Raw genomic sequence first — 25,690 nt, forward strand, 5'->3', positions numbered from 1 at the left:
TACGGCCGGCTCAAGGCATCCCTACCCTGGCGACGCCAGCATTTCAGGTTTCGATCTCCCGATCAGTCGCTGCCCAGCAAATCACACGCGCTGAGCGACCAGCGCTGCAACCGCCGCGCTAGCTGCCGCGCGGTCGCGCATACGGAAGGCGGCCGTGAGCTGCTCACGTGTCGAATCATCGACATCACTGAACACAGGCAACCTAATCTTTTTCAGGTACTGCCCACTCACCCGCAAATGCCCGTTGGCCATCTTCACCGAGTACGCCTCCACGAAAGCTCCTGCGACATCCGACAAGAGGTATCCACCGAGCGCCTCAAGGTTCCATTCAGTGCTGGTGATGTAGTAAGCACTGTGGAGTGGCCAACGGCCCTCTACATCGAGAACGGGCTCGACGCGATCATGGATGTCTGCCACGACCAGCTTGTCGCCTCGATACGCGTCTGCCGGCGGACGATCGATGGTTCGCCACCACGCATCAGGGTTACGCCTAGCTACGTAACGACGTTCGAGCGCCTGACGATGACTCTCGAAGTGCGCTGCCAGCCCCGGAAACTGACTCAGGTCTGCCAGCGAATTGCCGTCCCAAGGGCTGATGATGTAGCGACCCGACCACTGCACCGAGCCGTCCTTCAAATCTGAAGGACCTATCGCCTTCTTCACGAACCGCGGCTCAACCTCGCCCGGTTCCGTGACCACGTAAACCTTGTCGGCACCCGTGGCCATTCCGACCCCGACCGAGACTCCCACCTCCTCCAAGGAAGGGAACCGGTCCTCAAGGTCTGCGATGAGCCGCAATCTCTCCGGAGGGCCTGAGGGCCAGCTTGCGTTCGAGCGAAACTGCCCCTTCAGAATCGAAGCGCTGAAGGCGGCCTCTGTTCGGTCCGGCTGATCCTTCGAGTTCCACCAATCCATGAGCCGGCGAGCTCCATCTGCATCAAACTGTGAGCTCGCAGTGGCCAGCGCGGTCGACGTGTGCGATGCGCGTTCAATAAGAGTGATGGCTGGGTACGCAGCCACGGGCACATCAAATACATCGGACTCGTGCATTTCGATAACGGCCCGCATCGCGAAGTTCTCGATGATGTGAGAGCGCAAACCGGCGCCATATTGGTTATGCATCCAACGGTCTGCGCAGATGAAACACAGACGCCCGCCAGCGCTTAGGAGGGACAGTCCAGCTTCGAAGAACCCGATGTAGATGTCAGCACGCCCGGACATTGTGGTCCACTTCTGGCGATACTTCACATATTCTTTCGCGGAACTCTCCTCGATGCGGACGTACGGCGGATTACCGACGACCCATCGCACCTTCGGACCGAGCCGACGGAGCAGGAAGTCGCCTTCAATTATCCATTCCTGAGCGAGCTTGTTCGCCGCAGCACCGCCTACCCCGAGTGACGTAAGGGTGTCTACGACCGTCCCCCGTGCAAGATTCGCGACCCGGGGATCCAGTTCGTACGCTCGAATTGCTTTGGAGAGTGATTCTGGCTCACGCCCATGAGTAACCGCCGAATGGATGAGCCGAGGGATGATCACTCGCAGGTAAGCGCCGTCGCCGCAACCTGGCTCGACAATCGTGTCTGCGCCGAGATCCGCGCTTGATTCGTAACCGACGAGGTCGAGCATTAGCTCGACTACCCACTGCTGGGTGTATACGACGCCAGCTCCTCGTTCGGCTAGGGGTCTAGCCATTGGCCGCCACCTCTAACGCGCGAGAGCGCGTTCGCGTTGGGCGCCGAGACCGTACGATCGCAGCAATCCGACCAGCCGCCTCCGCTGGGTCTTCGTGCTCCCAAACCGTCACAACGATCCAGCCTCGTTGGTGCAACTCTGTTTCCATGCGATCGTCGCGCTCCTGATTGCCCCGAAGCTTTGCTTCCCAACGCTCACTGTTCGCCTTCGGGTGCGACTGATGGATGGGGCATACGTGCCAAAAGCAGCCCCGAACATCTACAACGACCTTCGGTCCTTTGAACACAATGTCGGATCGCCAACGCAGATCAGGTTCGGGCCGGATCTGGAGGCGGTAACGGAGGCCCAGATCACTCAAGGCGCGACGCAGATGAACCTCGGGCGTGGTGTTTCTCTGCTTCGTCGCCTGCATGCGCCGACGCACAGCATCAGTCGACGCCCACGACGCGATACCGGACACGTCGGCCCGCATGAAGGACATGTGCCCCTCAAGGTCGCCGAGGAACGAGGATTCGAGCTTGATTCCCGACTCCTCGATACGCGAAAGGAATCCCTTTGTGGCGCGGTAGGACAACGGACGCAAGCCTTCGGGGCGGAGTACCTCATCGAGCGGCAACGCGTCTATCCTCAGTGGCCAGCGGGACGCCGGCACGACGGTGACATCCAGACCCGGCCCCCCAAACGCCGCATTCGGCCAAGGACGCCGCTCATCACGTGCGGATCCGACAACGATGCTCGGTGCATCGCCGTTCGCAGCAGCGATTCGCTCGCCCAGCCACTTTCCGAGACCCACGGTGACGGCGTTGCCGACTAGCTTCCAGCGAGCACTTGGTTCACCGATTGCTTCTGCCGGGGTTGTCCATCCGCGCGTGAATCCCTGTAGCTCTTCGGCGTCCTCGACGGAAGGCAACACGATACGCTCGCCCAGATTCGCCAATGGCCGCCAGACTGCTGGTGCCGAAGGCGCCCCGACCGTCGATCCGCCTTTGAGGGTGGGCAGTGCGCCCCTAACCAACCCAACTCCGCGACGCCCCTCAGTCCAGTAGAAGCCAGACGCTCGGGCATCAGCGGGCTCGACGAACTCCGCATCAAGATTCGTATCATCGCCCAGTAGCGCACCGGCGGCTGCCCCTGGCGTCCTGGCGGCAAGGATCACTACTCTGTTGCGCCGCTGCGCTACTCCGAACGCGCGCGAGTCGACGACTCGGTACGCCCAGTGGTAGCCGAGTGCCTCCAGCTCAGCAACAACGAAACGGATGCCGGCACCCCTGGCGAGCCGGAGCAAGTTAGGAACGTTCTCCAGCAGGAGCCACTCAGGCTTCGTTGCTTTCGCGATGCGGAAGACTTCAGTTACGAGCCCCGACTGCGCGCCGAAGATTCCCGTCTGGCGTCCCGCGTGGGACAAGTCAACGCAGGGAAAGCCCGCTGTCAGCAAGAAGTGATCCACCGTCGGAGTGAAGTCTCGGACGTCACCAGCTAGAGGAACGTCGGGCAACCGTGATCGAAGCACTCGACGCGCGGGTTCCCAATACTCGCATAGGGCGACGGCGGTTGCACCGGCAGCAGTCAGTCCAAGGTCGAGCCCAGCTACACCACTGAAGAGACTGACGAACGGCATCTCCGTACGGGTAGGTAACTCGGATGCCTTCCCCAGCTCACGCGGGGGTGGTTGTGGTGCGGAGGTGGCCATCGAATCGATGGTACTCGAGCGGTCACCGCAGCGGGCTTCGGGCAGCCCGATAGCCTGTGAGTTCGGCGTGAGCGAGGGGCAGCGTGGCGAAGAGTAAGAGTTCAGTCAAGTCCGACGGGTGGGCGTTGTTCGACCGTGTCGTCACGAATGCTCAACTGCGCACCGTGTCGCCGTGGCGCATCGTTGCGGGAAACGTGGTCTTCGCCCCGGACTACGACACCCTCAGAATGTTGCTTCGGGTCCCACACCTGCTGGGATCGACCTCGACGTCCGGGCTGCCGGCGCTCGCGCTGGACGTTTGGACCGCATACGAACTGCGGCGCGCAGGGTTTCTGCCGGACGCAGTCTGGCCGCGTGAGGACGTGCCCAGGATCTTGCCTGGCCCAATCGCGGGACTTCTGGAAAATATGGGCAGAGCCGACGCAGATCGTTTGCGCGAGCTCTTGAGTTCAGGGAAAACCTTTGGCGGCACCGTAAGCGCAAGCGCGAAGGTCCTCGGTAAGAACTACATGAAGCAGGTCGACGTAGTCATGTCGGACTGGGACACCGGTCCCGAGCTCCTCATCTCTACGAAGCGGATGGACGACTCCTTCGGCAACAACGCACCGAACAGGATAGAAGAGAGTTACGGAGACGCGAAGAACCTCCGCAGTCGTCATCCTCGGGCAGCGTTGGGATTCGTTTTCTCGTTGAGATCGAACGCCTTCGAGCAGGCACCGCGGGTGGCCGCCTGGATCCTTGACCTCCTTGCAAAGCTCGGCCGCGAGGACGACGCGTACGACGCAGTCGCGCTCATCGTGCCCATGTACCCGCAGCCCGAGGCCTCTCCAGGGCCTGTCGATATCTATACCGACCTCGAAGCGGGCCTGGTCGAGATTGAACTTCTCTCACCGCCAGAGACGGAGCCACTGCCCGGGACAGGGGAGTCAACCGATCGTCTGTTTCGTGCGCTCCAAGCGAGCCCGGCGATTGAGCTCGATCTGTCGCGAGTGCCTGCGGAGTTGTCTGCTGAACGCTTCTTTGAGCACATGGTCCGTCATGTGCTTGATAATTCACCGATCACTCGGCACGAGGCCGCTCGCCATCGTCTCCAGAGCGCGACTGATGCACTCGAGCAAGGCCTTCGCGATAGATGAGACCCGTCCGCCAACTGGGAGCCATCGACCCCCACGGTTGAGCGAGGGCGGCTGCTGTCGTCCAGGGTACGACGAGTCGGTTGGGACGATTCGAAAGAGACGGGCCCGCCACGCGCGCTCGTAGTGCGGCGAGCTGTGTCCCGTACCGCACTCGCACGCCCCACTGCGGCGGCGGCGCAATCAACCTGCTAGTGGCACCGAGAGTCCTCGCTCGTATGCGGATCGAAGCGGGCGGCCCGAGCGCGGTAGGGTCTGACGAAACGGCGCCCGGCCAGGATCAGCCTTGCTCCGGCATCCAGCGAAATCAGCGCTCGAGCGGGACGAAGTGCTCGTCGTCAAACGGCTGCTAGGGGGCGCGCGCGAGCGCGGAGTCTGCAAGGAGTGAGCGGCGAGAACGGAGACGCGCACGATCGCTACACTGTCGGCGTCGGGGCGAGGCGCCCCTCCGACCCAACGCCAGTTGAAGGCGTCTTCCGCCATCTCTCCACATCTCTGATCGGCCGCGTTGACGAGCCGCGACTAGTGTTCGACACTGGCCCGATACCGGCCGTCGAGCCGGCGCGAGCGGAGGTCGAGATGGGCAGCATCACCCCGTACGAATCGGCGAAGGGCCGCCGCTATCGCGTGCGCTACCGCAAGCCCGATCGCACCGAGGCGGAGAAGCGCGGCTTCACGACGATGCGCGAAGCGAAGCTCTACCTCTCGATGGTCACCGTGTCTAAGTCGAAGGGCGAGTACATCGACCCGTCCTCGTCGCGGGTTCCGGTCCGGATGTTTGCCGACAGCTGGCTGCGATCCAAGCAGCCGCCGATGTCGAAACCCTCGTACTACATGACCCTCGAGCGGGCGTGGAAGAACCATGTCGCGCCAGTCTGGGCCGACCGCGAGATCTGGTCCATCCGGCGCTCGGAAGTCCAGGACTGGGTGTCGGACCTTGCGACGCAGAAGTCGCGCACGGTGGTTCTTCGCGCGCTGGGAGTCCTCGCCGGCATCCTCGACGTCGCCGTCGACGATCGCCGCCTCGCGAGCAATCCGGCGCGGCACGTGCGCAGTCTTCCCCGACGCGGGCCCGGCAAACGGCGCGTCTACCTCACGCACGACCAGGTCGCGACGCTGGCGGCGTGCTCCGCGTATCCAACGCTCGTGCTGACGCTCGCCTACACGGGACTCCGCTGGGGCGAGGTGACAGGGCTGCGGGTGCGCAGCGTGAACCGGCTCCGACGGCGCTTCGTCATCGAGGAGAACGCGGTGATGATCGCGTACGAGATCCATGTCGGCACGCCCAAGACCCACGAGAAGCGCTCGGTGCCCTACCCCGAGCGTCTCGCGCCGATGATCGAGCAGGCGTGCGCCGGCAAGGGGCCCGAGGGACTGCTGTTCGGCGACGGCGTCAATCACATGCGCAATTCGGGCAGCAAGGGATGGTTTGCGAACGCGGTGCGGCGTGCGCAGGAGTTCGATCCATCCATCCCGCGGCTCACTCCGCACGACCTCCGCCACACCGCCGCGTCGCTTGCGATCAGCTCGGGCGCGAACGTGAAGGCAGTCCAGCGGATGCTCGGCCACGCGTCGGCGGCGATGACGCTGGACACCTACGCCGATCTCTTCGACGACGATCTGGATGCCGTGGCGACGCGACTGAACGACCAGATGCCGCTCGTGGCGCTGCCCTCGGGTCCGCAGACCCGCTACGCCCGACCGCAGTGACGGCGGAGAGCAGATTGCTCAGTTTTTCGACGAGGCAGATTTCACCCGAAACGCTCGATTTCGGCGCTCTCAGACGTCGCGAGCAGCCCGTTGAAGGCGCTCATTTTCGGCTCACCGAATTTTCAGAATGCGGGCAAAAAGCGGGCAAAAACGCATTCTGAGTGGTCTGACCACAGAAGAAATGCCTGGTCAGAGGCAAAAAGAGACTGTGCCCCTGGAGGGACTCGAACCCCCAACCGTTTCCTTAGGACGGAACTGCTCTTCCATTGAGCTACAGAGGCTGGCCCGACGAGTCTACCCAGCCACGAGGGCTGTGACGTCTACCTGCCACGACTCCGATGGCGCGCGGGATACGGGGGCTCGCGGACCCTGTCAAGCCCTTGAGGCCCGTCTCCGCCCGGGAAAACAATGGGGTGATGGTCACTACGGAGCGCTCCGCGTTCGAATTCCTGGGCGACTGGAGCGGGCAGTTCATCGCCACGGCGATCCACAACGGGCACGACGTCCGGCCGGAGGTCGCGGCCGAGCTGGTCCTGCCCGACGAGGATCGGCTGCGGGAGGAAGACCCCCACACCGACGTGATCGGCGCACTCGTGCCGGCCCGCGTCGTGGTGCATCGGTCGCGCTTCGAGGTCGACCTGAACCGCTCGCGCGAGAAGGCCGTCTACCGGTCGGCGGAGGAGGCGTGGGGGCTGGAGGTCGTCCGCGATCCACCGCTTGAACCGGCCATCGTCGGGGGATCTCTCGAGGTGTACGACGGGTTCTACGCGGAGCTCGGCCGGCGACTGGACGTGGTCGCCGAGCGCGGCCCGTTCGTGGTGTTCGACATCCACTCCTACAACCACCGCCGCGACGGGGCGGAGGCGCCCGAGGCCCCATGGGCCGAGAACCCCGAGGTGAACGTCGGTACGGGGTCCCTCGACCGGGGCCGCTTCGGATCCGTCGCGGACGCCTTCATCGAGTCGCTCACGCAGGCTGGAACGTCCGCGGGGCCGCTCGATGTGCGCGAGAACATCCGCTTCCGCGGGCAGCAGCTCGCCGCCTGGACTCACGCGCGCTATCCCGGCAGGGCTGCCGTGCTCGCGCTGGAGTTCAAGAAGACGTTCATGGACGAGTGGACCGGCGAGGCGGATCACGCTCGCCTCGACGAGCTCGCACGCGCCGTGGCGTCGACGATCCCTGCGCTTCAGGAAGCGCTCGTCGAGGTGGCGACACCGTGACGACGGACCCGGCGAATGCCCCCGGCGCCGGCGGACCCGAGACCGACGTCATCGAGAAGGGCGCGTTCTCGGCCGCCGACCTCGCCGCGGACCATGCGATGGCGTCGCTCGCCGGGACGGTGCGATTCCTGCTCGAGATGACACCGGTGAACGCGGACGACGTCCGTGCGCAGTTCCTTGCCGACCCCGAGGTCGACCCCGTGTTCGAGTATCGCGCCCTGGATGTCGACCCCGCGGTGCTCGATGCCCAGGTGGCTGCACTGCCGCTCGACGCCGTCAGCGACACCACGCTTGCGGCGCTGCTGCGCAACCGGCAGCGCGAGATGACGCTGCGGGTGGAGATGCTGCGCGCGCGGAACACACCCGACTTCCTGCAGCTGTCGATCGCGCAGTACGGGCCGGTGCTGCCGGCGCTCGTGGACATCGCCGACGATCTGCTCAGTCGGCTCCCGTACGGGAAACTCGAACAGGAATCCGTGGGCGCGGAGACGTTCCTCGCGGCTGCGAAGGCCGAGATCGCCCGCTACCGGTCGATCGACCCCGATGCGGAGCTGCACGCCGAAATCCGCGACGACGTCTCGGGTGTGCTGGTCGAGGGCGACACGCTCCTGATCTCGCGCAACGCCGCGGTGGCCGGTCCGCGCGTCAACGCCCTGCTGCAGCACGAAGTGGGCACGCACCTCGTGACACAGGTCAACGGCCTGGCGCAGCCCATCCGCATGCTCGGCGCCGGGCTCGCTCACTACGACGAGACGCAGGAGGGCCTCGCGGTGCTCGCAGAGATCGCGTGCGGCGGGCTCACGGCTTCTCGGCTGCGTCAGCTCGCGGCGCGGGTGGTGGCCGTGCACGCGTTGGTGGGCGGCGCGAGCTTCGTCGAGACGCACCGTCTGCTCACCGGCCACGGCCTGCCTGCGAGCAGCGCCTACAGCGTCGCCATGCGGGTGTACCGCGCCGGCGGATTCACCAAGGACGCCATCTATCTGCGCGGGCTGCTGGCGCTGCTGGAGCACGTGGCGCACGGCGGGGCGCTCGACCTCCTCTTCCTCGGCAAGTTCTCGCTCGAGGACCTGCCCCTCGTGCAGGACCTCGCGGACCGCGGGCTCCTCGCACCGGCGCGCCTCATCCCGCGCTACCTGTCGGAGGCGGAGTCCGCCGACAGGATCCACCATGCCGCCCGCACCAGCGACCTGGTGTCGCTGGTCAACGCCTAGCAATCCAAGCTTGAGGAGTCCCGATGAGAATCGGTTTCGTCGTAAACGACATCGCCACGGAACAGCCCATCTACTCGACGACCCGCCTCGCCATGAGTGCTGCCGCGCGAGGGCACGACGTGCACCTCATGGGTCTTCGGGACTTCGGCTACGAACCCGACGGATCGCTCTCGGCGATCACTGCGACCTCGACCGCGGGCAAGCGGTACCGGTCCCTCGAGCGCTATCTCGAGGACGTGCAGTCCGCGACCCGGGCGCGCACCGAGCTCGACGGCTTCGATGTGCTCATGCTCCGCGCCGACCCGGCGGCCGAAGCCGCAGACTCGGCGTGGGCGAGCACGGCCGAACTGGCGTTCGGGCGGATGGTCGCCGAGACCGGCGTCCTCGTCGTCAACGACCCCCGCTCCCTGGCGGACGCCATGTCGAAGGCGTACTTCCAGCACTTCCCCGAGGTGGTGCGTCCGCGCACACTGATCACCCGCGACGAGGACAGGGTCCGCGAGTTCATCGACGAGCTCGGGGGCCGTGCGGTGCTCAAGCCCCTGCAGGGCTCGGGCGGTTCGGGGGTGTTCCTGGTCGATCTGAAGCGGGAGCGGAACATCGCCCAGATCGTCGAGGCGATCGCCCGTGACGGCTATGTGGTGGCTCAGGAGTACCTTCCCGCCGCCAAGAACGGCGACGTGCGGATGTTCGTCATGAACGGCCGAGCACTCGAGATCGATGGTGTGCACGCCGCATTCCGCCGGCGGCCGGGGGAGAAGGATGTGCGCTCGAACATGTCGGTCGGCGGCAAGGCCGAGGCCGTGAAGGTGACCGAGGAGATGCTGCAGCTGGTGGATGCCGTCCGCCCGAAGCTCCTGTCCGACGGCATGTTCCTCGTCGGGCTGGACATCGCGGGCGACAAGCTGATGGAGGTCAACGTGTTCTCGCCCGGCGGCCTCGGGTCGTGTGCCGCGCTGTACGGCATCGACTTCGCCGCGGCCGTCATCGACGACCTCGAGCGCAAGACGGGGATGCGGGCGCACTACGGCAGCGAATTCCCCAACGTCCAGCTCGCGACCGCGTGACGGTCGGAAGCGTAGACGACGAGGGCCCCGGCATCCGATGACGGATGCCGGGGCCCGAAGCGCTGCGATCAGCCCTGGGTCCCGAGGGCGAAGCGAACCGCGCCGTCGTTCGACAGCTCGGCGTCCAGCACCCGGTCGTCGAGGGCGGCCGCAGCCCTCTCGTCGAGGAAGACGCGGGCGCCTCCTTCGGTGACGACCGTGTCGGCGGGCGCCGGGGCAGGAGCGACACTCAGCTCGAATCCTTCCGAGCCTCCGGTGTCGCGGATTCGCACACCGCCCTCTTCAGCAAGGGGCACCCGGGCGACGAGTTCTTCGACGGCCTCGGCGGCGGTCTGGGTCAGCGTAAGCATGCTTTTCCTTTCCGTTTGCGGTTCCGGACCGGCCACGATTCCGAGATCGACGGCGGGATGCAACCTCTACGCGCCGTGCGGCCCGCATTCGGAGGGACTTCCCACGTTCGGTCGCCGCCCGCAACAGGAGCGTGCGGCGACCGAGCCGAGGATCAGGGACGGCGACCGCCGCCACCGCCCATGCCTCCACCTGACACGTTGACCCCTTCCGACACCGTCGCAGCCGTCACGCCGTTCACCGCGATCGTGAACGACCCGCCGTCGGCGACCCCCGGCCCGCTGTAGAACACGGCGCCGAAGCTCTGGTCGGCCTCGAAGCTCGCGATCACGGTGCCCGAGGCATCCGTCACCGTGACGGTGTCGCCGGCCGAACCGCTGGCGGTCGCGGCGACCCACTGCTGCGAACCCGTCGGCGCCACCAGGACGGACCCTGCGACGAACACCTCGCCGCCGTCGATCGTGGTCGCGCCGTTGGAGTCGAGCGCGCCCTGGCCGCCGGCCGAGCTCGGACCGCTGACGACCGTGGTGCCACCGGTGATCGAGATCGTTCCGTTGGAGTCGAGGCCGTCGCCGACCGCGGTCACGCGCACGCTGCCGCCGGAGATCGTGACGGTCTCGCCGGTGTCCTGCTCGCCTCCGCCGCCCATGCCGCCGCCCTGCGTGTCGGAGGCGGTCCCGCCGGCTGCGTTCACGCCGTCGTCGCTCGACGTGATGTCGACCGTGCCGCCCGAGATCGCGACATCCGTCGCCTCGAGGCCTTCGTACGACTCCGTGATCGTCACGACGCCGTCACGGATCTCGAGGCGCTGTTCGGCGTGGATGCCGTCGTCGCCCGCAGAGACGGTGACGGTGCCGCCGCCGATGCCGACCGAACCGTCGGAGTGGACGGCGTCGTCCGCCGCCTCGATCGCGATGTCGCCGCCGTCGATCGCGACGACGACGCCCGCGGTCACGCCCTTGGGGGAGTCGTCCGAGGCCGAGGCGCTCGAGCCCGCGGCCAGCGATACGGTGCCGCCCGTGACGACGGCATCCGTCGCCGCGGCGATGCCGTCGTCACCGCTCGTCGCCGTCACCGTGCCGCCGGTGATCGCCACGAAGCCCTGCGTGGCGTCGTCGGCCTGGTCGCTCTTGAGGGCGTCGCCGCCGGCGGTGAGTTCGAGCGTGCCGCCTTCGACGGTGAGCGAGCCCTTGCCGCGCAGCGCGTCGTCAGCCGCGTCGACGGCGATCTCGCCCGACAGGATCACCAGGTCGTCGGTGCTCGTGATGCCGTCGTTCCCGTTGCCCGAGACCGAGAGCGCGCCGGTGCCCGAGATCGTCAGGTCGGTGTCGGCGTAGATCGCGGCGTTCGCGTCCGCGCCATCGGCGTACGACGACGCGTCCGAGACACTGTTGTCGCTCCCGGCCGCCAGCGAGATGGCGACGTCGTCCGCACTCGTCACGGTGATGGCGGGGGAGTCGGATGCTGCGATCTCGGCGTCGTCGAGGATCAGCACGACCTGCGCATCCTCGGGTGCGGCGACCACCACCTGGCCGTCGAGCGACCCGGAGAGCCGGAACACACCCGCCTCCGTGATGGTGACCGTGGAGCCGTCGACGGTCACGGCGTCGGAGTCGCTCGACGCGGTGCTGCCCGAGAGCGTGATGTCCGCAGCATCCGTCTCGCTCCACTCGTCGTCCTTCACGACCGTGATATCGGCGTTCGCGGCGAGCACGGCCGCCGCGCTGAGGTCGGAGTCGACGACGGCCGCGGTCTCGGTGGTCGTGTCGTCGGTGGTCGCGGTGTTCGTCGATGCGGCGGTCTGCGTCGCGCACCCGGCGAGCACCAGCGCGGCGACGGCCAGAGGCGCGGCCGCGAGGATCAGGCGGCTACGGCGCTCGAGAGGGCGGTGGTGGGGGTGTCGGCGCATGATGCGTCCTCCTTGGGGGTGGCGATGGTCGGGTGGGTCGTGGGCGCGGCGCGCTGCGAGGAATCGAACGGGCCGCGCAGCAGCCGCGCCCACCGGTTGCGGGGGAGGGCGGGGTGAAGCGCCGCGAGCCCGGTGGCGTACTTGCTCACCGTCGCGGGCCGATGGCCGGCCCGCCACAGCGCACGGTCGACGTCGGACGGCCGGGCGCCCGACTTCGTCTCGACGATGGTGAGCCCCGGAAGGGCGAAGCCCCCTCCGTCGGGCTCGATCCACTCGAGCGCGATGTCGACGGTGGCGCGGCCGGTGCTGTCAGCGGCGAGCAAGGTGGCCCGCCGGTACCGGGTCAGCAGCGTCGCGTCGAGTTCATCGGCCCGGTCGGAGGCGACCCCGATGGTCGCGAGCGCGTTCGCCACATCGTCGCGGGCGTCGTCGGTGAGCCGGTCGCGGTGCCTTGGGTCGTACTCGTCGCGGTCTTTGACGGTCGTGCCGCGCGCCCCGCGCGTCTTGATCTCGAGGTACGACGTGCCCGTATCGAGGTAGCTGCGCGTGCGCAGCTTGAAGCGTCGTCGCCGGGGCTGCGCGGCCATGCGGAAGCTCAGCAGGTCGGGGGTGTCGAAGTACACGGACTCGTAGGCGAAGTCGCGCGCGCCGTCGATCTCGAGCACGCGAGTGCCGGGGTCGAGTGCGGCGAGCACCGGGTCGAGGCCCGCGCGCGGCACGACGTACTTCCTGTCGACGCGAGTGAGGAGGGATGCCTCGGCCACGAGCGCGTCGAGTGAGACCGGGTCGAAGCGGTCGAAGGCGGTCATCGCGCCGCCCCCTGCATCGCGGGCGCGCTCGACGCGGTGGTCCGGCTCGTGGTGGGTCGCGTGGCTGCCCGCGGGACCCGGTAGCGGACGTCGACCAGCGTCGTGTCGTTCACGAGGTCGAGCTCCTGGACGGTGGTCGAGGCGACTGTGCCGCCGAGGCGCTCTTCGAGTTCGGCGCGCAGCTCGCGCTCGTCGGCGACGGCGCGGTCGAGGCGGACGACCTGGTGGCGCGCGCGCGAGAGCAGCAGCGGGTGGTCGGCCCCCCACAGCACCGCGAGGATCAGGGCGACGAGCGCCGCGACCGGCCACGGGTCGGTCTGGGGGAGTCCGGTGACGAGACCGATCGCGAGCGCAGCGAAGTAGTACGCCACCTCGCGCTGCGAGATCTCGGACGAGCGCAGCCGGATGATCGACAGCACGCCGAACAGGCCGAGCCCGAGTCCCAGCGCGACCTCTGCGGTGCCGAGGACTGCGGCGACGACCATCACCCCGACGTTCACACCCAGGAAGGCGACCACGAGGTCGCGGCGGTGGTGCCGGCGGTAGTACAGGCCGAGGCTCAGCACGAGGGCGGCAGCCAGGTCGATGCCGATCAGGATCAGCGCGCTGGTGGTCATGGGTTCCTCCCGATGGGGTGTTCGCTCTGATCCATTCGAGCCGCGGCCGCTATGGGGTTCCTATGGCGGGCATCAGACCGGCTTACGAGTTCGGCACGGGGCTGCTGAGTGCCGAACACGAAGGTGCGCTGCACGCCGTAGCTCGTCACGAACAGCACCGCCTCGGTCGCGACCTTGGCCACGATGAGGGGCACCCCGTAGCGCGTGAGCGCATCGAGCCACACGATGTTCGACGCCAGGAGCGCGATGGCCAGCACGGCGTAGCGGGCGGCCTGCCGCAGCATCCGTCCCCGTTCGGAGAGCGAGCCGGTCGAACCGGCGCGGAAGACCACGCGTCGGTTGACGGCGAAGTTCACGGATGCGCTCACGACGCGCGCCGCCACGATGGACGGCACGAGCAGGCCGGTGAGCGCGTGGAGAACCAGCAGCATCACGGTGTCGACGGCGAACGCCAGCAGCGACGACCCCGCGAAGAGCAGCAGCGGAAGCATGATGCGCAGCGAATCGACGATCGGGCGGAAGTGACTCGACGCGTTGCCGTCGAGGTACACCGTCTCGATCGGCACCTCGCGCGTCGCGACGCCGTCGCGCCGGCAGCGCAGCAGCACGTTCTGCTCGTACGCGAAGCGCTCGCCCGGCTGGTCGCGCACCCACGCGAGCAGTTCCGAGGGGATGCCGCGCAGCCCTGTCTGCGTGTCGCTCAGCGTCCACCCGGCAGCGAGCCGGAACACGCCGCGGGCCACCGCGTTACCCGCACGGGATCTCAGCGGAACCCGCCCGGTGAACGCCCGGCAGCCGAGGATCAGCGTCGGGGCGCCGTCGGCGGCGTCCGCGCGGAGGGCGACGGAGATCCGGTGGATGTCGTGCACCGTGTGCTGCCCGTCCGCATCGGCGGTGACGACGTCGTCACCAGGATGCGCGGCCATCACGTGGTCGAACCCGGTACGCAGCGCGGCCGCCTTGCCACGGTTCGTGTCGTGGTGCAGCACCGTTGCTCCCTGTGCCTCGACGCCGGCGAAGATCGGCGCGAACGCCGCACCGCTTCCGTCGTCGACGACGACCACCTCGACGTCGGGGTCGGCGGCGAACAGGCCCGCGACGACCGGTTCGAGGCGCGAACCCGGCTCGTAGGCCGGGATGAGGACGATCACGGCGTCACTCCGCGTCGGCCGCGGACGCGTCGGCGATGTAGAGGATGTCGCTCGTGCCGCGCTCGCCGCCGTTGGAGGGTGAGTTGACCACCTCGCCGTTGAAGTACATCGTCGACGAGCCGCCGCCGTCGAGGTTGTACGCGGTGGTGGCGCCGAGGTCGATCATGATGTCGGCGAGCTCGGTGAGGGTGACGCCGGCGCTGTACCCGGATTGGCGTCCGTCGACGACGACGAAGACGAGGTGGTTCTCGTCGATGACGCCGACGGCCGTGCGCGGCTGGTCGCCCTGAATGGAATGGTTGCCGAAGTTCGTGTCGATCTCCGTCGTCTCGATGCCGTCGACGACGGTGCCGTCCTCGACGATCGCGGGGCCGAAGCTCAGGGTGTTCCACGCGCCGTCGGCCAGCAGCTCATCGGCGGTCGTCGTCGTCTCGTCGTACACCTCGACGCGGCCGTCCGTGTAGAACACGAGCCCCTCGCGGGCGGGCTCGTCGCGGAAGGCCACCCCGTTGCGGATCACGATGCCGGTGTCGCGGAATCCGTAGTAGTCGCCGTTGATCGCGAAGATCGCGCCGTTGTCGGCGGCGATGCTGCTGGTGAGTTCGGTGATGTTCTCGCCGAACTGGTCCTTCGCGAAGGCGCTCTGCAGCGTGGTCGCGTCCGACAGGGTCACGTCGGCGACGTAGTAGGTCACGGTGTCGGAGCCCGAACCTTCGGTGACGGTCGAGATCGTGATCGATGTGGCGCCGTCCGCGTACGACGTGCCGGTGACGGTGGCCGCGGCATCCGTCGTCGATTCCGCCGTGGAGTCGACCGCGGAGTTCTGCGCCTCGTACTCCGACACGTCGGCGATCTCGACGTGCTCGACGAGGAAGCGGTCGGTCGCCCACACGGCCCCTGCGCCGCCCGACAGGGCGACGACGAGGCCGGAGGCGATGACGGCGTTTCGGACCCGACGCTTGCGGGTGCCCTTGTTCGGGCTGCTCTTGTTGTCCATGCCTCCATGGATATGAGTCCGACTTACGACGACCTTCGCCGTGCGCTATGAACCGCCTGGCGCGAGCATGTGCGTTCGGCCAGATCGGAGCGCGCGACACAAGAAGGGGGAAAGTGGTGCGCGGTGAGCAAATTCTGTGATTCTTGTCATCGTGTCGGGGCGCAATGCACGGCGTATCTGCATCGCGGTCTGACATGGTGGAGGCGTCGCCGCGAGCACCGAAGAGGGTCTCGCGGACCTCCCCGTCGCCGCAGCCGACGCTGTCGCACCCGACCCAGAGGAACGCATGACCCGCATTGGCATCGTCGCCGAGGCGCCCGGAGAGACCCGGGTTGCCGCGACTCCGACCACCGTCCCGAAACTCATCGCCCTGGGCTACGACGTCGTCGTCGAAGCCGGGGCCGGGTCCGCCTCGTCGTTCCCGGACGCCGCGTTCGTGAAGGCCGGTGCGGCTGTCGTCGACGGTGCCACGGCGTGGTCGGCGCCGGTGGTGCTGAAGGTCAACGCGCCGATGCCTGGCGAGATCGATCGGCTCGCCGACGGGGCGACGATCGTCGCGACGCTGAGTCCGGCGCTGCGGCCGGATCTCGTCGAGTCGCTCGCGACGCGGGGGATCACCGCGATCGCACTGGACGCGGTGCCGCGCATCTCTCGCGCGCAGTCGATGGATGTGCTGAGCTCGATGGCGAACATCGCCGGCTACCGCGCGGTGGTGGAGGCCGCGCACGAGTTCGGGCGGTTCTTCACGGGGCAGGTGACGGCGGCGGGCAAGGTGCCGCCGGCGAAGGTGCTGGTCGCGGGCGCGGGCGTGGCGGGGCTTGCGGCGATCGGTGCGGCCTCCAGCCTCGGTGCGATCGTGCGGGCCACCGACCCGCGGCCGGAGGTGGCCGACCAGGTCGCGTCGATCGGTGGCGAGTACCTCGAGGTCGTCGTGCCGGAGGAGGCGAAGCAGGTCTCGTCCGACGGGTACGCGAAGGCGACCAGCGAGGCGTACGACAAACGCGCGGCCGAGATCTACTCGGAGCAGGCGGCCGACGTCGACATCATCATCACGACCGCGCTCATTCCCGGGCGCCCGGCGCCCCGGCTGATCACGGCGGCGGACGTGGCCTCGATGCGCGCGGGCAGCGTCATCGTCGACATGGCGGCGGGGCAGGGCGGCAACGTCGAGGGCTCGGTCGCCGGCGAGAAGGTCGTGACCGAGAACGGCGTCGTGATCCTCGGCTACACCGACCTGCCCGGTCGGCTTCCCCAGCAGGCGTCGCAGCTGTTCGCGACCAACCTCGTCAATCTGCTGAAGCTCCTCACCCCGGGCAAGGACGGTGAGCTCACCCTGGACTTCGACGACGTCGTGCAGCGCACGGTCACCGTCGTGCAGGACGGCGCGGTCACGTGGCCGCCGCCGCCCGTGCAGGTGTCGGCCGCGCCGGCGAAGGCAGCGGCCGCCGCCCCGGCGGTGGTCACCCCGAAGAAGACCATGTCGGCGGGCGCCCGCACCGGCCTCATCGTCGCCGGGATCGCCGCCCTGTTCGCGATCTGCGCGTTCGCGCCGCCGCCGCTGCCGCAGCACTTCCTGGTGCTGACGCTCGCGATCGTCGTCGGCTTCTACGTCATCGGCCACGTCGCGCACGCGCTGCACACGCCGCTGATGAGTGTCACGAACGCGATCTCGGGCATCATCGTGGTCGGCGCCATGGTGCAGATCACGGTTCCCGACCTCACCGTGCAGATCCTCTCCGCGGTCGCGGTGCTGCTCGCGTCCATCAACATCTTCGGCGGCTTCGCCGTGACGCGGCGCATGCTCGCGATGTTCCAGAAGGGTGAAACGCGATGATCGCGGTCGCCGGCCAGGTCGCAGGCGCCGCGTACATCGTCGCGGCGCTGCTGTTCATCCTGAGTCTCGCGGGGCTCAGCAAGCACGAGACCAGCCGTCGTGGGGTCGTGTTCGGGATCGTCGGCATGGCGATCGCGCTCATCGCGACGGTCGTCCTGGTGGCGGCGGGCGCCTGGGGCGAGTCGTCGGGTGCGCTCGGGTTGACGCTGCTCGTCGTCGCCGTGCTCGTCGGCGCCGCGATCGGGCTCTGGCGCGCGCGGATCGTCCAGATGACCGGGATGCCGGAGCTCATCGCGCTGCTGCACTCCTTCGTCGGCCTCGCCGCGGTGCTGGTCGGCTGGAACGGCGCCCTGTATGACACCGGACTCACCGGGGCGCTCGCCGACATCCACCACGCCGAGGTCTTCATCGGGGTCTTCATCGGCGGTGTGACCTTCACCGGGTCGATCGTCGCGTTCCTCAAGCTGTCGGCGCGCATCTCGTCCAAGCCGCTCATGCTGCCGGGCAAGAACGCCCTCAACATCGGCGCGCTCGCCGCGTTCCTCGTCCTCACGGTCTGGTACGTCATCACGCCGGAGTTGTGGCTCCTGATCGCGGTGACCCTGCTCGCTCTGGCCCTCGGCTGGCACCTGGTCGCCTCGATCGGCGGCGGTGACATGCCTGTCGTCGTGTCGATGCTCAACAGCTACTCGGGGTGGGCGGCCGCCGCGGCGGGCTTCCTGCTGAACAACGACCTGCTCATCGTCACCGGTGCGCTCGTCGGCTCGTCGGGTGCGTACCTGAGTTACATCATGTGCAAGGCGATGAACCGGTCGTTCTTGTCGGTGATCGCCGGCGGCTTCGGCATCGAGGCGCCGAAGGGCGGCGACGAGGAGTACGGCGAACATCGCGAGATCGACGCCGAGGCCGCCGCCGACCTGCTCGCCGGCGCCTCCACCGTCGTGATCACGCCCGGCTACGGGATGGCCGTCGCGCAGGCCCAGCACGGCGTCGCCGACCTCGTGCAGAAGCTGCGCGAGCGCGGGGTCGACGTGCGGTTCGGCATCCATCCCGTCGCGGGACGCCTTCCCGGCCACATGAACGTGCTCCTCGCCGAGGCGAAGGTGCCCTACGACATCGTGCTCGAGATGGACGAGATCAACGACGACCTGTCGGGCGTCGACGTCGTGCTGGTGATCGGCGCGAACGACACCGTCAATCCCGCCGCCGCGGAGGATCCGTCCAGCCCGATCGCCGGAATGCCGGTGCTGCGTGTGTGGGAGGCCGGCAACGTCATCGTGTTCAAGCGCTCGATGGCATCCGGGTACGCGGGCGTGCAGAATCCGCTGTTCTACCGCGACAACGCGCAGATGCTCTTCGGCGACGCCAAAGAGAAAGTCGACGAGATTCTCTTCCAGCTCTCACGCTCGTGAGAGCGGGAAGAGAATCGTCGATGAAGGGCCGCGAGGCGGCGTGCGTCAGTGCGCCGCCTCGTAGGCTTCGAGGACGGATGCCGGAACCCGGCCCCGCTCGGACACCTGATAGCCGTTCTGCTTCGCCCATTCGCGGACGCCGCTGTAGTCCTGCTGTCCGCTGCGGCGACGCTTGCGGCCGGCAGCGGCGGCGCTCGAGGTCGCGCGGGCGGACGAGACGGCGCGGGCTGCCTTCGTGTAGCGCTCGAGAGCGCCGCGCAGTGCGGCGGCATTCTCGTCGGTGAGGTCGATCTCGTATGCGACGCCGTCGAGCGAGAACAGCACGGTCTCGCCTTCGCCGGCTTCCAAAAGGGTTCCGTCGATGTCGTCGACGAGCTGGTGAACGATTCTGCGGGCCATGAGGGAACAATACGCTGAATTGTCGCCGTAGCCTATTGATGAATTCCCTGGCGGTGGATAACCGTCATCCCACGAGGAGAATTCGGAATCGCGAGAATTCGGACGCCACTGTCCGGAAATGGTCGCGGGAGGCGATACGGCGGGTCCCCTGCCCGCAGCGTCCGGCGGCGGAGTCAGGGAAGGATGCCGGCGCGACGCGCGGTGACGACCGCGGCGTGCCGGGTCGAGGCATCCAGCTTCGCCATCGCGGACTGCAGATACGACTTGACCGTGCCTTCTTTGAGGTCGAGGGTCGCCGCGATCTCGGCATTCGTCGAGCCGAGAGCAGCGCACGCGAGCACGTCGACCTCGCGCGGCGACAGCCGGACGTCGAGGTCGACCGACGGCTCCGATGCGTCGTGCGAGAGCGCGGCCAATCGCTGCTCGAGGCGGTCCAGGCGCGCACGCAGCGCGGGGTCGTCGATGATCGCCGCGATGCTTCGCAGCTCGGCGTACGTCTCGCGCAACTCCTCGCGCGTGGTCGCAGGCATGGCGGCCGGCGCGGTGCGCGTGGGAGAGAGGGTCAGTCGCCGTTGCACCTCTTCGCGGATGCGCAGCTCGCTCGACAGCTCCTCCGCGACCGCGAAGGCCGGGCGGGCGACGACGTCTCCGACGGGGGATTCGGCCCACGATCCGCAGTAGATGACGCCGCGCGCGCGCCCGCCCACCATGACGGGGACGGCGAACAGCGTCGCGATGCCCTCACCGAGGACGGCGCGGTCGTAGTCGTGCGTGATGCTGCGTGACGAGCCGTAGTCCAGCGCAAGCCGCGGTCGCTTCTCGACGAGCGCCCGCCCACCGAGACCACGGGAGGCCTCCACGACGAGCCCCTGGAGGTTGCGGGTGCGGGCACCGTGGATGGACGTGACGTGGATCGCGTCGCCGAGCGCGAGTCCGCCGAAGGCGACCGGGAAGCGAGTGCGACGGACGAGTTCGGCCACCGCGTGATCGAGCGCCTGTGCGTCGCCGGGGTCCCCGTCGAGCGCGTCCACGACGATGCGGACCCCCGCGCCTGTGCGCTCGGGGGTCGGTGCGCGATGCGGGACAGACGCGCCCACGGCTACCTGCTTCCGGCGTGACGGCGTCCTCGCCGCCTCTTTCGTAGCGTCGACTTTACCAGTCAGGGCGATCGCCCCCGGGCGGGCGGGCCTCTCGTCGAGGCGGATCGCGAGACCCGCGGGCAGCGCCGTGCCGCGCGGGCCTCGCGGCATGCGGGCGGCCTACACGCCCGCAGCCTCGACCGGCTCGGCCTCAGTGCGGAGCCGGAGTCTCGGCGGCACCGGCGGCGGTCGGCGCGGCCGGAATGCTGGGCCCCTGTTCGAGGTCGACGAGGAACCGCTTCACCTCGGGTCGCCCACCGTATTCGCCGAGCGAGCCGTCGGCGCGGACGACGCGATGCACCGGCACGACGACGGAGAACGGCGTAGTGGCGCACGCCGTCCCGACAGCGCGCGCCGCGCGGGGGATGCCGGCCGCGATCGCGACCTCTCCGTAGCTGGCGGTCTCGCCGTAGGGGATGTCGCACACGGCCTCCAGCGCGGCGCGTGTGAAGCCGCGGACGAGCCGCCAGTCCAGCGGCAGATCGAACTCTTCGCGGTCGCCGTCGAAGTATTCGTCGAGCTGCGTCACCGCGCTCTCGAACGCGGCGGCGGCTCCAGGCGCGGCGGCGTCCGTGTCGTCATCGGGCACGGGGAGGGCGCGCAGCTGCAGGGCGACGCGCTCGATCTCGGCGTGCAGGGGGCCTTCGAACGGGTGCAGGGTCACGATGCCGTCGTCGGTCGTGACGATCAGGATGTCGCCGATGGGCGACGGGTGGACGCGGTAGCGGGGCGGATCCTCAGCGGTCATGCGACCATCCTGGCGCGGGTCGCGGACGCCGTCGCGGGTCGTCGGCGGGATCTGTGGGAACGACGCGCGGAACGTCCGCGGGGGAGGAGGGGGCGTTGGCCGGGGCTGTCCCGTGGCGGTCCGATACCGCGAAACTCAGGTCCATTGCAAGAGCCGGGCACACGTCGCCTTTAGGGTGGCACGTGTGTGGCGAGCAGAACGCAGCGCCGTGTTGGGCTCAGGAGATGCCGAGCGCGGGTACGACGTGACCCCGGGTGATCTGGGTCTCGCCGAACCCGACGTCACCGTCGTGCACGTCGCCGAGACCGAGCGCGACCGGCTCCGGCTGCAGTCCGCCGCCCTGGGCGGCCGATCGACTCTGCTGCACTTCGTCGACGGGCAGGATGCCGCGATCGAGATCACGAAGGCGCACCCCGGAAGCCTGCCCCAGTTCATCACCGGGCGGTCGACGCTGCTGTCGAACCTGTTCCGCGACGAGGTCGCGCTGCGCAACGCCCGGCTTGCGGCGCAGAGCATCACCGCGAAGGACCAGGAGTTGCGCACGACCCGCGGTCTCGACACCGTGCGGCTCGCGGTCGGTCTGGCGACCTGGCGCGTCGCCGGGATCACGTGGAGCGCACCCGTGCTGCTCCGCCCGCTCGCGATCCGGCGCCACCACGGCGATTTCGAGCTCAAGCTGCACGGCACGTTCGAGGTCAACCCCGAGCTGATCCGCGCGATGCGCACGCACTTCGGCATCATGATCGACGCCGGCGGCCTCGCCGCGCTGGCGTATGAGGGCGGCGTCTTCAAGCCGCAGCCGGTCATCGACCACATCCGTGCGCTCACTGCGTCGATCGACAGCTACGCGGTGAAGCCCCGTCTGCTCGTGTCGACTTTCGCCGATGTCGGCGGCGACATGGCGCTCGACGCGTCGGATCTCGACCACCGCGTGCTCAACGCGCTCGCCGGCCACGTCGCCGACCGCGAATCGCTCACGGTCCGCCGAGACGGACCCGTGCCGACGAGCCCCGACGACCGTGCCCCCGCCGCCGACATGCTCCTCCTCGATGCCGACTCCGAGCAGGAGCGCGTGCTCGCCCGGATCGCCGACGGCCAGTCCCTCGTCATCCACACGCTGCCCGGCACCGGCGGCACGCAGACCGTCATCAACGCCGTGGGCGCGCTCGTGCGAGACGGCAAGCGCGTCCTCGTGGTGAGCGCGCGCCGTTCGACGCTCGATGGAGTGCGGCACCGCCTCGCGGGCATCGGGCTCCCCGGCCTGGCGGTCTCGCCCGACCGACTGCAGCGCGATCTCATCCGTGCGATCGGCCGGAACGAGAAGGCCGAGACGCCGAAGGTCTCCGACATCGACGACGCGCTGGTGCGGCTGCGGGGCGTGCTCCGGGACTACCGCTCGGCCGTGACCGCCAAGCACCCCGATTTCGACGTGTCGGTGCTCGACATCCTCCGCGAGCTCGCCGAGCTCGCCGAGCGGGGCGTCGCCCCGGCGACCGAGGCCCGCTTCGATGCGGACGCCCTCGCGAGCCTCGCTTCGACACGGCAGGAGGCGGCGGCGAAACTCTCCGCCGCCGCGCGACTGGGCGAGTTCCGCTTCGGCCCCGACGACTCGCCCTGGTACGGCGTCACGTTCGCGACCGTGGAGGAGGCCCGTGGGGCGCACGCGCTCGCCGGCAAGCTGCACCGCAGCGACGTGCCGACGCTGCTGGAGCGCGGCTACGAGCTCATCGCGCAGACGCGCATGCGGCCGTTCCAGACCGTCGCCGAGCTCGGCGTGTACCTGCGCCTGCTGCGCGGCATCCGCGACTCGCTCGACAAGTTCAGCCTCACCGTGTTCGAGCGGCCGCTGGCCGAGCTCATCCAGGCGCACGCGCCGCGTCGCGACGCGCCGGAGATGAACGGCGCGAACCGGCGCCGCCTGCGCCGCCTCTCCCGTGAGTATCTGCGCCCCGGCGTGCACGTGCCCGACATGTACGAGGCGCTGGTGCGGATCCAGCAGCAGCGCACGGAGTGGCAGCGCTACGTCGACGCGGGCGTGACCCCAGAGGTGCCGCTGGGTCTCGGCGACGTCCAGGTCGCCTGGCAGCGCGTCGACGCCGAACTCGGCGAGGTCGACGCCGTGCTCGGCCGCACCGGCGCCGACCGGCTCTCGACCCTCCCCGTGAAGCAGCTCGTGCGCACGCTCGCCGGCCTCGCCGCGGACTCCGACGTGTTCGACAACCTCAAGGAGCGCGCGACGCTGCGCTCCGAGCTCGCCGCGATGGGCCTCGAACCGCTCCTCCTCGAGCTGTCGGTGCGGCACGTGCCCGAAGACGAGGTGGCCGCCGAACTGGAGTACGCGTGGTGGCAGTCCGCGCTCGAGCTGCTGCTGCGCACCGACCGTGCCGTACTCGGCGCGAACACCGCCGTCGTCGACCGGCTGGAGCGCGACTTCCGGCTCGTCGACGAGGCCCATGCCGCAGCATCCGGTCCGCTCCTCGCCGCCCATCTCGCCACGCAGTGGCGGATCGGGATCGTCGACCACCGCTCCGAGGCCGACGGGCTGAAGCAGGCGCTGAAGCGCGGCGCCATCACGCCCGCCGAGCTCGCGACGGTGGCGCCCACGCTCTCGCGCACGGTGGCGCCCGTCTGGCTGGCTTCGCCCTACGAGGTGCCCCGCATCCCCGAGACGGTCGAGTTCGACGTGGTGGTGCTGGCGGATGCCGGGGCCCTGTGTCTCGCCGAGGCCTCCCCGGCGCTCCGCCGCGCGGGCCAGGTGGTGGCGTTCGGCGACCCCGTGACGCAGAAGCCCACGCCGTTCCGCGTCTCGGCAGGCTCCGCGATGTCGGCCGCCGTGCCGCCGCCCTCGATCGACGGCGATGGCGCGCCGGCCGACGCCGATGACGACGAGGTGCCGTTCGATGGGACGAGCGTCTTCGAGCGTCTTGCCGAGCTGCTGCCCGTCGAGACGCTCACCCGCAGCTACCGGGCCGGTGGAGAGGACCTCGCGGCGCTCGTGAACGACGCGTTCTACGGCGGCGAGCTCGTGTCGCTGCCGTGGGCGGGGTCGTACCTGGGCCGTGGGAGCCTCGCGGTCGATTACGTCGAAGGCGGCCACGGCACCCCCGACCCGATCACCGGGGCCGTCGAGAGCCCTGCCTCCGAGGTCGCCCGCGTCGTGACCCTGGTCGTCGAGCACGCGGTCAACCGGGGCACCGAATCGCTCATGGTCGTGACCGCGAGCGTGCGGCACGCCGAGCGCATCCGCGCGGCCGTCGAGGCGGCGTTCGCCGGACGCTCCGACGTGGCTGACTTCGTCTCGCGCGACACCGCGGAGCCGTTCGCGGTGCTGACGCTCGAAGAGTCCGTGGCCGAGAGTCGTGACCGTGTGATCTTCTCGCTGGGCTTCGGCCTCACCAAGCACGGCCGCGTGCTGAGCGACTTCGGCGACCTGTCGTCGCCCGACGGCGAGCGGCTGCTCACGGTCGGCATGACGCGCGCGCGGCGGTCGATGGTCATCGTGTCGTCGATCCGTCCGTCGGCCTTCGACGACGGGCGCCTCGAGTACGGAGCCGCCACGCTGATGTCGATCCTGGGCGGCATCGCCGCCCGATCCCGCGAAGCGCGTCTGGAGGATCTCGCCGACCCGCTCACACGTGCGCTCGCCCGGGAGCTCCGCCGCGCGGGCCTCTCCGTCGACGTGCACTACCGCGGCCTGCTGCCGCTCGTCGCGCAGTACGACGGCAAGGCGGTCGTGGTCGAGAGCGACCCCGAGACGATCGGCGAGTCGCTGCGCGAGTCGCTGCGGTTGCGCCCGCAGATCCTGCGGCGCCTCGGCTGGCACTACGTGCGCGTGCACTCGTTCGACCTGTATCGCGACCCCGCCGATGTCGCGCAGCGCATCGCGGCCATGCTGGGCGTGCCGCCGGACGCGCCCCGGGTCGACAACGAGACCCAGCCCATCGATGTCATCGAGTGACCGCCAGCGGATCGAACGCGTCAAGGGCTCCCGCCGCGCCAAGCTGACGCCCGCGCCGGGGACCACGGCTGAGCCGGTCCCGGCCGATGAGACGACGGATGCCGCGCCCCCGACCGGCCGCAAGGGCCAGGGGAACGCGGCATCCGATTCAGCCGGTCCGAACGATGAGCGCCTGCGGCGCGACGTCCCGCCGCACTACTGAGCGCGAGGCGCGGTGCCCTGCTTCTCGAGGATGTCGCGGATCTGCACCAGGATCTCCTGCTCGGTCGGGAGCTTCGGCTCCTCGTCGGCGGGGGTGATGCCGGCCTTCGCGGCGGCGCGCTCCTTGAGCACGTTCATCGGGTGCACGAAGACGAAGTAGACGACGATCGCGACGGCGAGGAAAGCGATCACTGCGTTGATGAGGTCGTTGATCGGGAAGGTCACCGGACCCCACAGACCCTGCACGGTGATGCCGATCGTGCCGTCCTCAGCCGGCTTCCACACGAGCTCGATGAGCGGGTTGATGATGCTCGCGACGATCGCGTTGACGACCGCCGTGAACGCGGCGCCGATGACGACCGCGACCGCCAGGTCGATGACGTTGCCGCGGAGAATGAATTCCTTGAAGCCCTTGATCACGTGTACCCCCTGGGTGTCGTTC

Annotated in this window: 21 protein-coding genes and 1 tRNA gene; 9 read left to right on the plus strand and 13 right to left on the minus strand. The window is 68.7% G+C overall.

The genetic code is table 11. The annotated features are described in order from the left end of the window. Window positions 1-81 precede the first annotated feature (81 nt). On the minus strand, window positions 82-1,629 hold the full coding sequence (locus Q9R33_RS05690) for an Eco57I restriction-modification methylase domain-containing protein (RefSeq protein ID WP_311293115.1): 1,548 nt from the start codon (window positions 1,627-1,629) through the stop codon (window positions 82-84). 58 nt (window positions 1,630-1,687) lie between these two features. Further along, window positions 1,688-3,385 (minus strand): DNA mismatch endonuclease Vsr, encoded by a 1,698-nt coding sequence (gene vsr / locus Q9R33_RS05695; protein WP_311293116.1) that lies wholly within the window; start codon window positions 3,383-3,385, stop codon window positions 1,688-1,690. 83 nt (window positions 3,386-3,468) lie between these two features. On the opposite strand from vsr, the gene Q9R33_RS05700 reads away from it, so the two are divergent. Both Q9R33_RS05700 and Q9R33_RS05705 read left to right on the plus strand, forming a co-directional pair. Continuing rightward, window positions 3,469-4,521: a hypothetical protein gene (locus Q9R33_RS05700; protein WP_311293117.1), complete on the plus strand. Its 1,053-nt coding sequence runs from the start codon at window positions 3,469-3,471 to the stop codon at window positions 4,519-4,521. A 576-nt stretch (window positions 4,522-5,097) separates the two neighbouring features. Further along, window positions 5,098-6,228, plus strand: a complete 1,131-nt coding sequence (locus tag Q9R33_RS05705) for a tyrosine-type recombinase/integrase (RefSeq protein WP_311293118.1) — start codon at window positions 5,098-5,100, stop codon at window positions 6,226-6,228. 209 nt (window positions 6,229-6,437) lie between these two features. On the opposite strand, the gene Q9R33_RS05710 is transcribed toward Q9R33_RS05705, so the two are convergent. After that, window positions 6,438-6,509, minus strand: a tRNA-Arg gene (locus Q9R33_RS05710). A 135-nt stretch (window positions 6,510-6,644) separates the two neighbouring features. Here Q9R33_RS05710 and Q9R33_RS05715 point away from each other — a divergent pair. The 3 genes from Q9R33_RS05715 to Q9R33_RS05725 are packed head-to-tail and all read left to right on the plus strand — an operon-like array spanning window position 6,645 to window position 9,726. Beyond that, window positions 6,645-7,448 carry an N-formylglutamate amidohydrolase gene (locus Q9R33_RS05715; protein WP_310245681.1) on the plus strand — a complete coding sequence of 268 codons (804 nt, stop codon included), beginning with the start codon at window positions 6,645-6,647 and terminating at the stop codon, window positions 7,446-7,448. Then, the gene (locus Q9R33_RS05720) at window positions 7,445-8,659 is read left to right on the plus strand and encodes a tyrosine/phenylalanine carboxypeptidase domain-containing protein (protein ID WP_311293119.1); all 1,215 of its coding nucleotides are present in this window, start codon (window positions 7,445-7,447) and stop codon (window positions 8,657-8,659) included. Before Q9R33_RS05715 ends, Q9R33_RS05720 begins: the two co-directional genes overlap by 4 nt. 23 nt (window positions 8,660-8,682) lie before the next feature. Then, a complete protein-coding gene (locus tag Q9R33_RS05725; protein WP_056369691.1) occupies window positions 8,683-9,726 on the plus strand; it encodes a glutathione synthetase in 1,044 nt (347 codons plus the stop codon). 68 nt (window positions 9,727-9,794) lie between these two features. Here Q9R33_RS05725 and Q9R33_RS05730 read toward each other — a convergent pair whose 3' ends face one another. From Q9R33_RS05730 to Q9R33_RS05755, 6 genes are all read right to left on the minus strand, one after another. Next, entirely contained in the window at window positions 9,795-10,076 is a 282-nt protein-coding gene (locus Q9R33_RS05730) for a hypothetical protein (protein WP_056369693.1), read from the minus strand. 152 nt (window positions 10,077-10,228) lie between these two features. Beyond that, the gene (locus Q9R33_RS05735; RefSeq protein WP_311293120.1) at window positions 10,229-11,983 is read right to left on the minus strand and encodes a carbohydrate-binding domain-containing protein; all 1,755 of its coding nucleotides are present in this window, start codon (window positions 11,981-11,983) and stop codon (window positions 10,229-10,231) included. Beyond that, window positions 11,935-12,792, minus strand: coding sequence for a polyphosphate polymerase domain-containing protein (locus Q9R33_RS05740; protein ID WP_311293121.1), 858 nt, complete (start codon window positions 12,790-12,792; stop codon window positions 11,935-11,937). Before Q9R33_RS05740 ends, Q9R33_RS05735 begins: the two co-directional genes overlap by 49 nt. Then, window positions 12,789-13,409 carry a DUF4956 domain-containing protein gene (locus Q9R33_RS05745; protein ID WP_311293122.1) on the minus strand — a complete coding sequence of 207 codons (621 nt, stop codon included), beginning with the start codon at window positions 13,407-13,409 and terminating at the stop codon, window positions 12,789-12,791. The genes Q9R33_RS05740 and Q9R33_RS05745 overlap by 4 nt, the downstream gene beginning before the upstream one ends. After that, complete coding sequence (locus tag Q9R33_RS05750; protein WP_311293123.1) at window positions 13,406-14,560, minus strand: bifunctional glycosyltransferase family 2/GtrA family protein; 1,155 nt, start codon at window positions 14,558-14,560, stop codon at window positions 13,406-13,408. The genes Q9R33_RS05745 and Q9R33_RS05750 overlap by 4 nt, the downstream gene beginning before the upstream one ends. 4 nt (window positions 14,561-14,564) lie before the next feature. Continuing rightward, entirely contained in the window at window positions 14,565-15,557 is a 993-nt protein-coding gene (locus tag Q9R33_RS05755; RefSeq protein WP_311293124.1) for a phosphodiester glycosidase family protein, read from the minus strand. Between the two features lie 286 nt (window positions 15,558-15,843). On the opposite strand from Q9R33_RS05755, the gene Q9R33_RS05760 reads away from it, so the two are divergent. Both Q9R33_RS05760 and pntB read left to right on the plus strand, forming a co-directional pair. Further along, window positions 15,844-17,391, plus strand: coding sequence for a Re/Si-specific NAD(P)(+) transhydrogenase subunit alpha (locus Q9R33_RS05760; protein ID WP_311293125.1), 1,548 nt, complete (start codon window positions 15,844-15,846; stop codon window positions 17,389-17,391). Beyond that, window positions 17,388-18,803: a Re/Si-specific NAD(P)(+) transhydrogenase subunit beta gene (gene pntB / locus Q9R33_RS05765; protein WP_056369703.1), complete on the plus strand. Its 1,416-nt coding sequence runs from the start codon at window positions 17,388-17,390 to the stop codon at window positions 18,801-18,803. The genes Q9R33_RS05760 and pntB overlap by 4 nt, the downstream gene beginning before the upstream one ends. A 45-nt stretch (window positions 18,804-18,848) precedes the next feature. Here the strand turns inward: pntB and Q9R33_RS05770 are convergent, their stop codons facing one another. The 3 genes from Q9R33_RS05770 to Q9R33_RS05780 form a co-directional block, all read right to left on the minus strand. Then, window positions 18,849-19,202: an Lsr2 family protein gene (locus tag Q9R33_RS05770; RefSeq protein WP_056369705.1), complete on the minus strand. Its 354-nt coding sequence runs from the start codon at window positions 19,200-19,202 to the stop codon at window positions 18,849-18,851. A gap of 173 nt (window positions 19,203-19,375) precedes the next feature. Continuing rightward, window positions 19,376-20,239 (minus strand): LuxR C-terminal-related transcriptional regulator, encoded by an 864-nt coding sequence (locus Q9R33_RS05775; protein ID WP_311293263.1) that lies wholly within the window; start codon window positions 20,237-20,239, stop codon window positions 19,376-19,378. 253 nt (window positions 20,240-20,492) lie between these two features. After that, a complete protein-coding gene (locus Q9R33_RS05780) occupies window positions 20,493-21,089 on the minus strand; it encodes a methylated-DNA--[protein]-cysteine S-methyltransferase (protein WP_310245702.1) in 597 nt (198 codons plus the stop codon). Between the two features lie 211 nt (window positions 21,090-21,300). Between Q9R33_RS05780 and Q9R33_RS05785 the strand changes: the two genes are divergently transcribed. Next, a complete protein-coding gene (locus Q9R33_RS05785; protein WP_396654070.1) occupies window positions 21,301-25,047 on the plus strand; it encodes an AAA family ATPase in 3,747 nt (1,248 codons plus the stop codon). Further along, window positions 25,034-25,249, plus strand: a complete 216-nt coding sequence (locus Q9R33_RS05790) for a hypothetical protein (protein ID WP_056369710.1) — start codon at window positions 25,034-25,036, stop codon at window positions 25,247-25,249. Before Q9R33_RS05785 ends, Q9R33_RS05790 begins: the two co-directional genes overlap by 14 nt. Here the strand turns inward: Q9R33_RS05790 and mscL are convergent. Then, window positions 25,243-25,668 (minus strand): large conductance mechanosensitive channel protein MscL, encoded by a 426-nt coding sequence (gene mscL / locus Q9R33_RS05795; protein WP_056369712.1) that lies wholly within the window; start codon window positions 25,666-25,668, stop codon window positions 25,243-25,245. The genes Q9R33_RS05790 and mscL overlap by 7 nt on opposite strands. Window positions 25,669-25,690 lie beyond the last annotated feature (22 nt).

The organism is Microbacterium sp. PRC9, assembly GCF_031844125.1.
GTDB lineage: Bacteria > Actinomycetota > Actinomycetes > Actinomycetales > Microbacteriaceae > Microbacterium.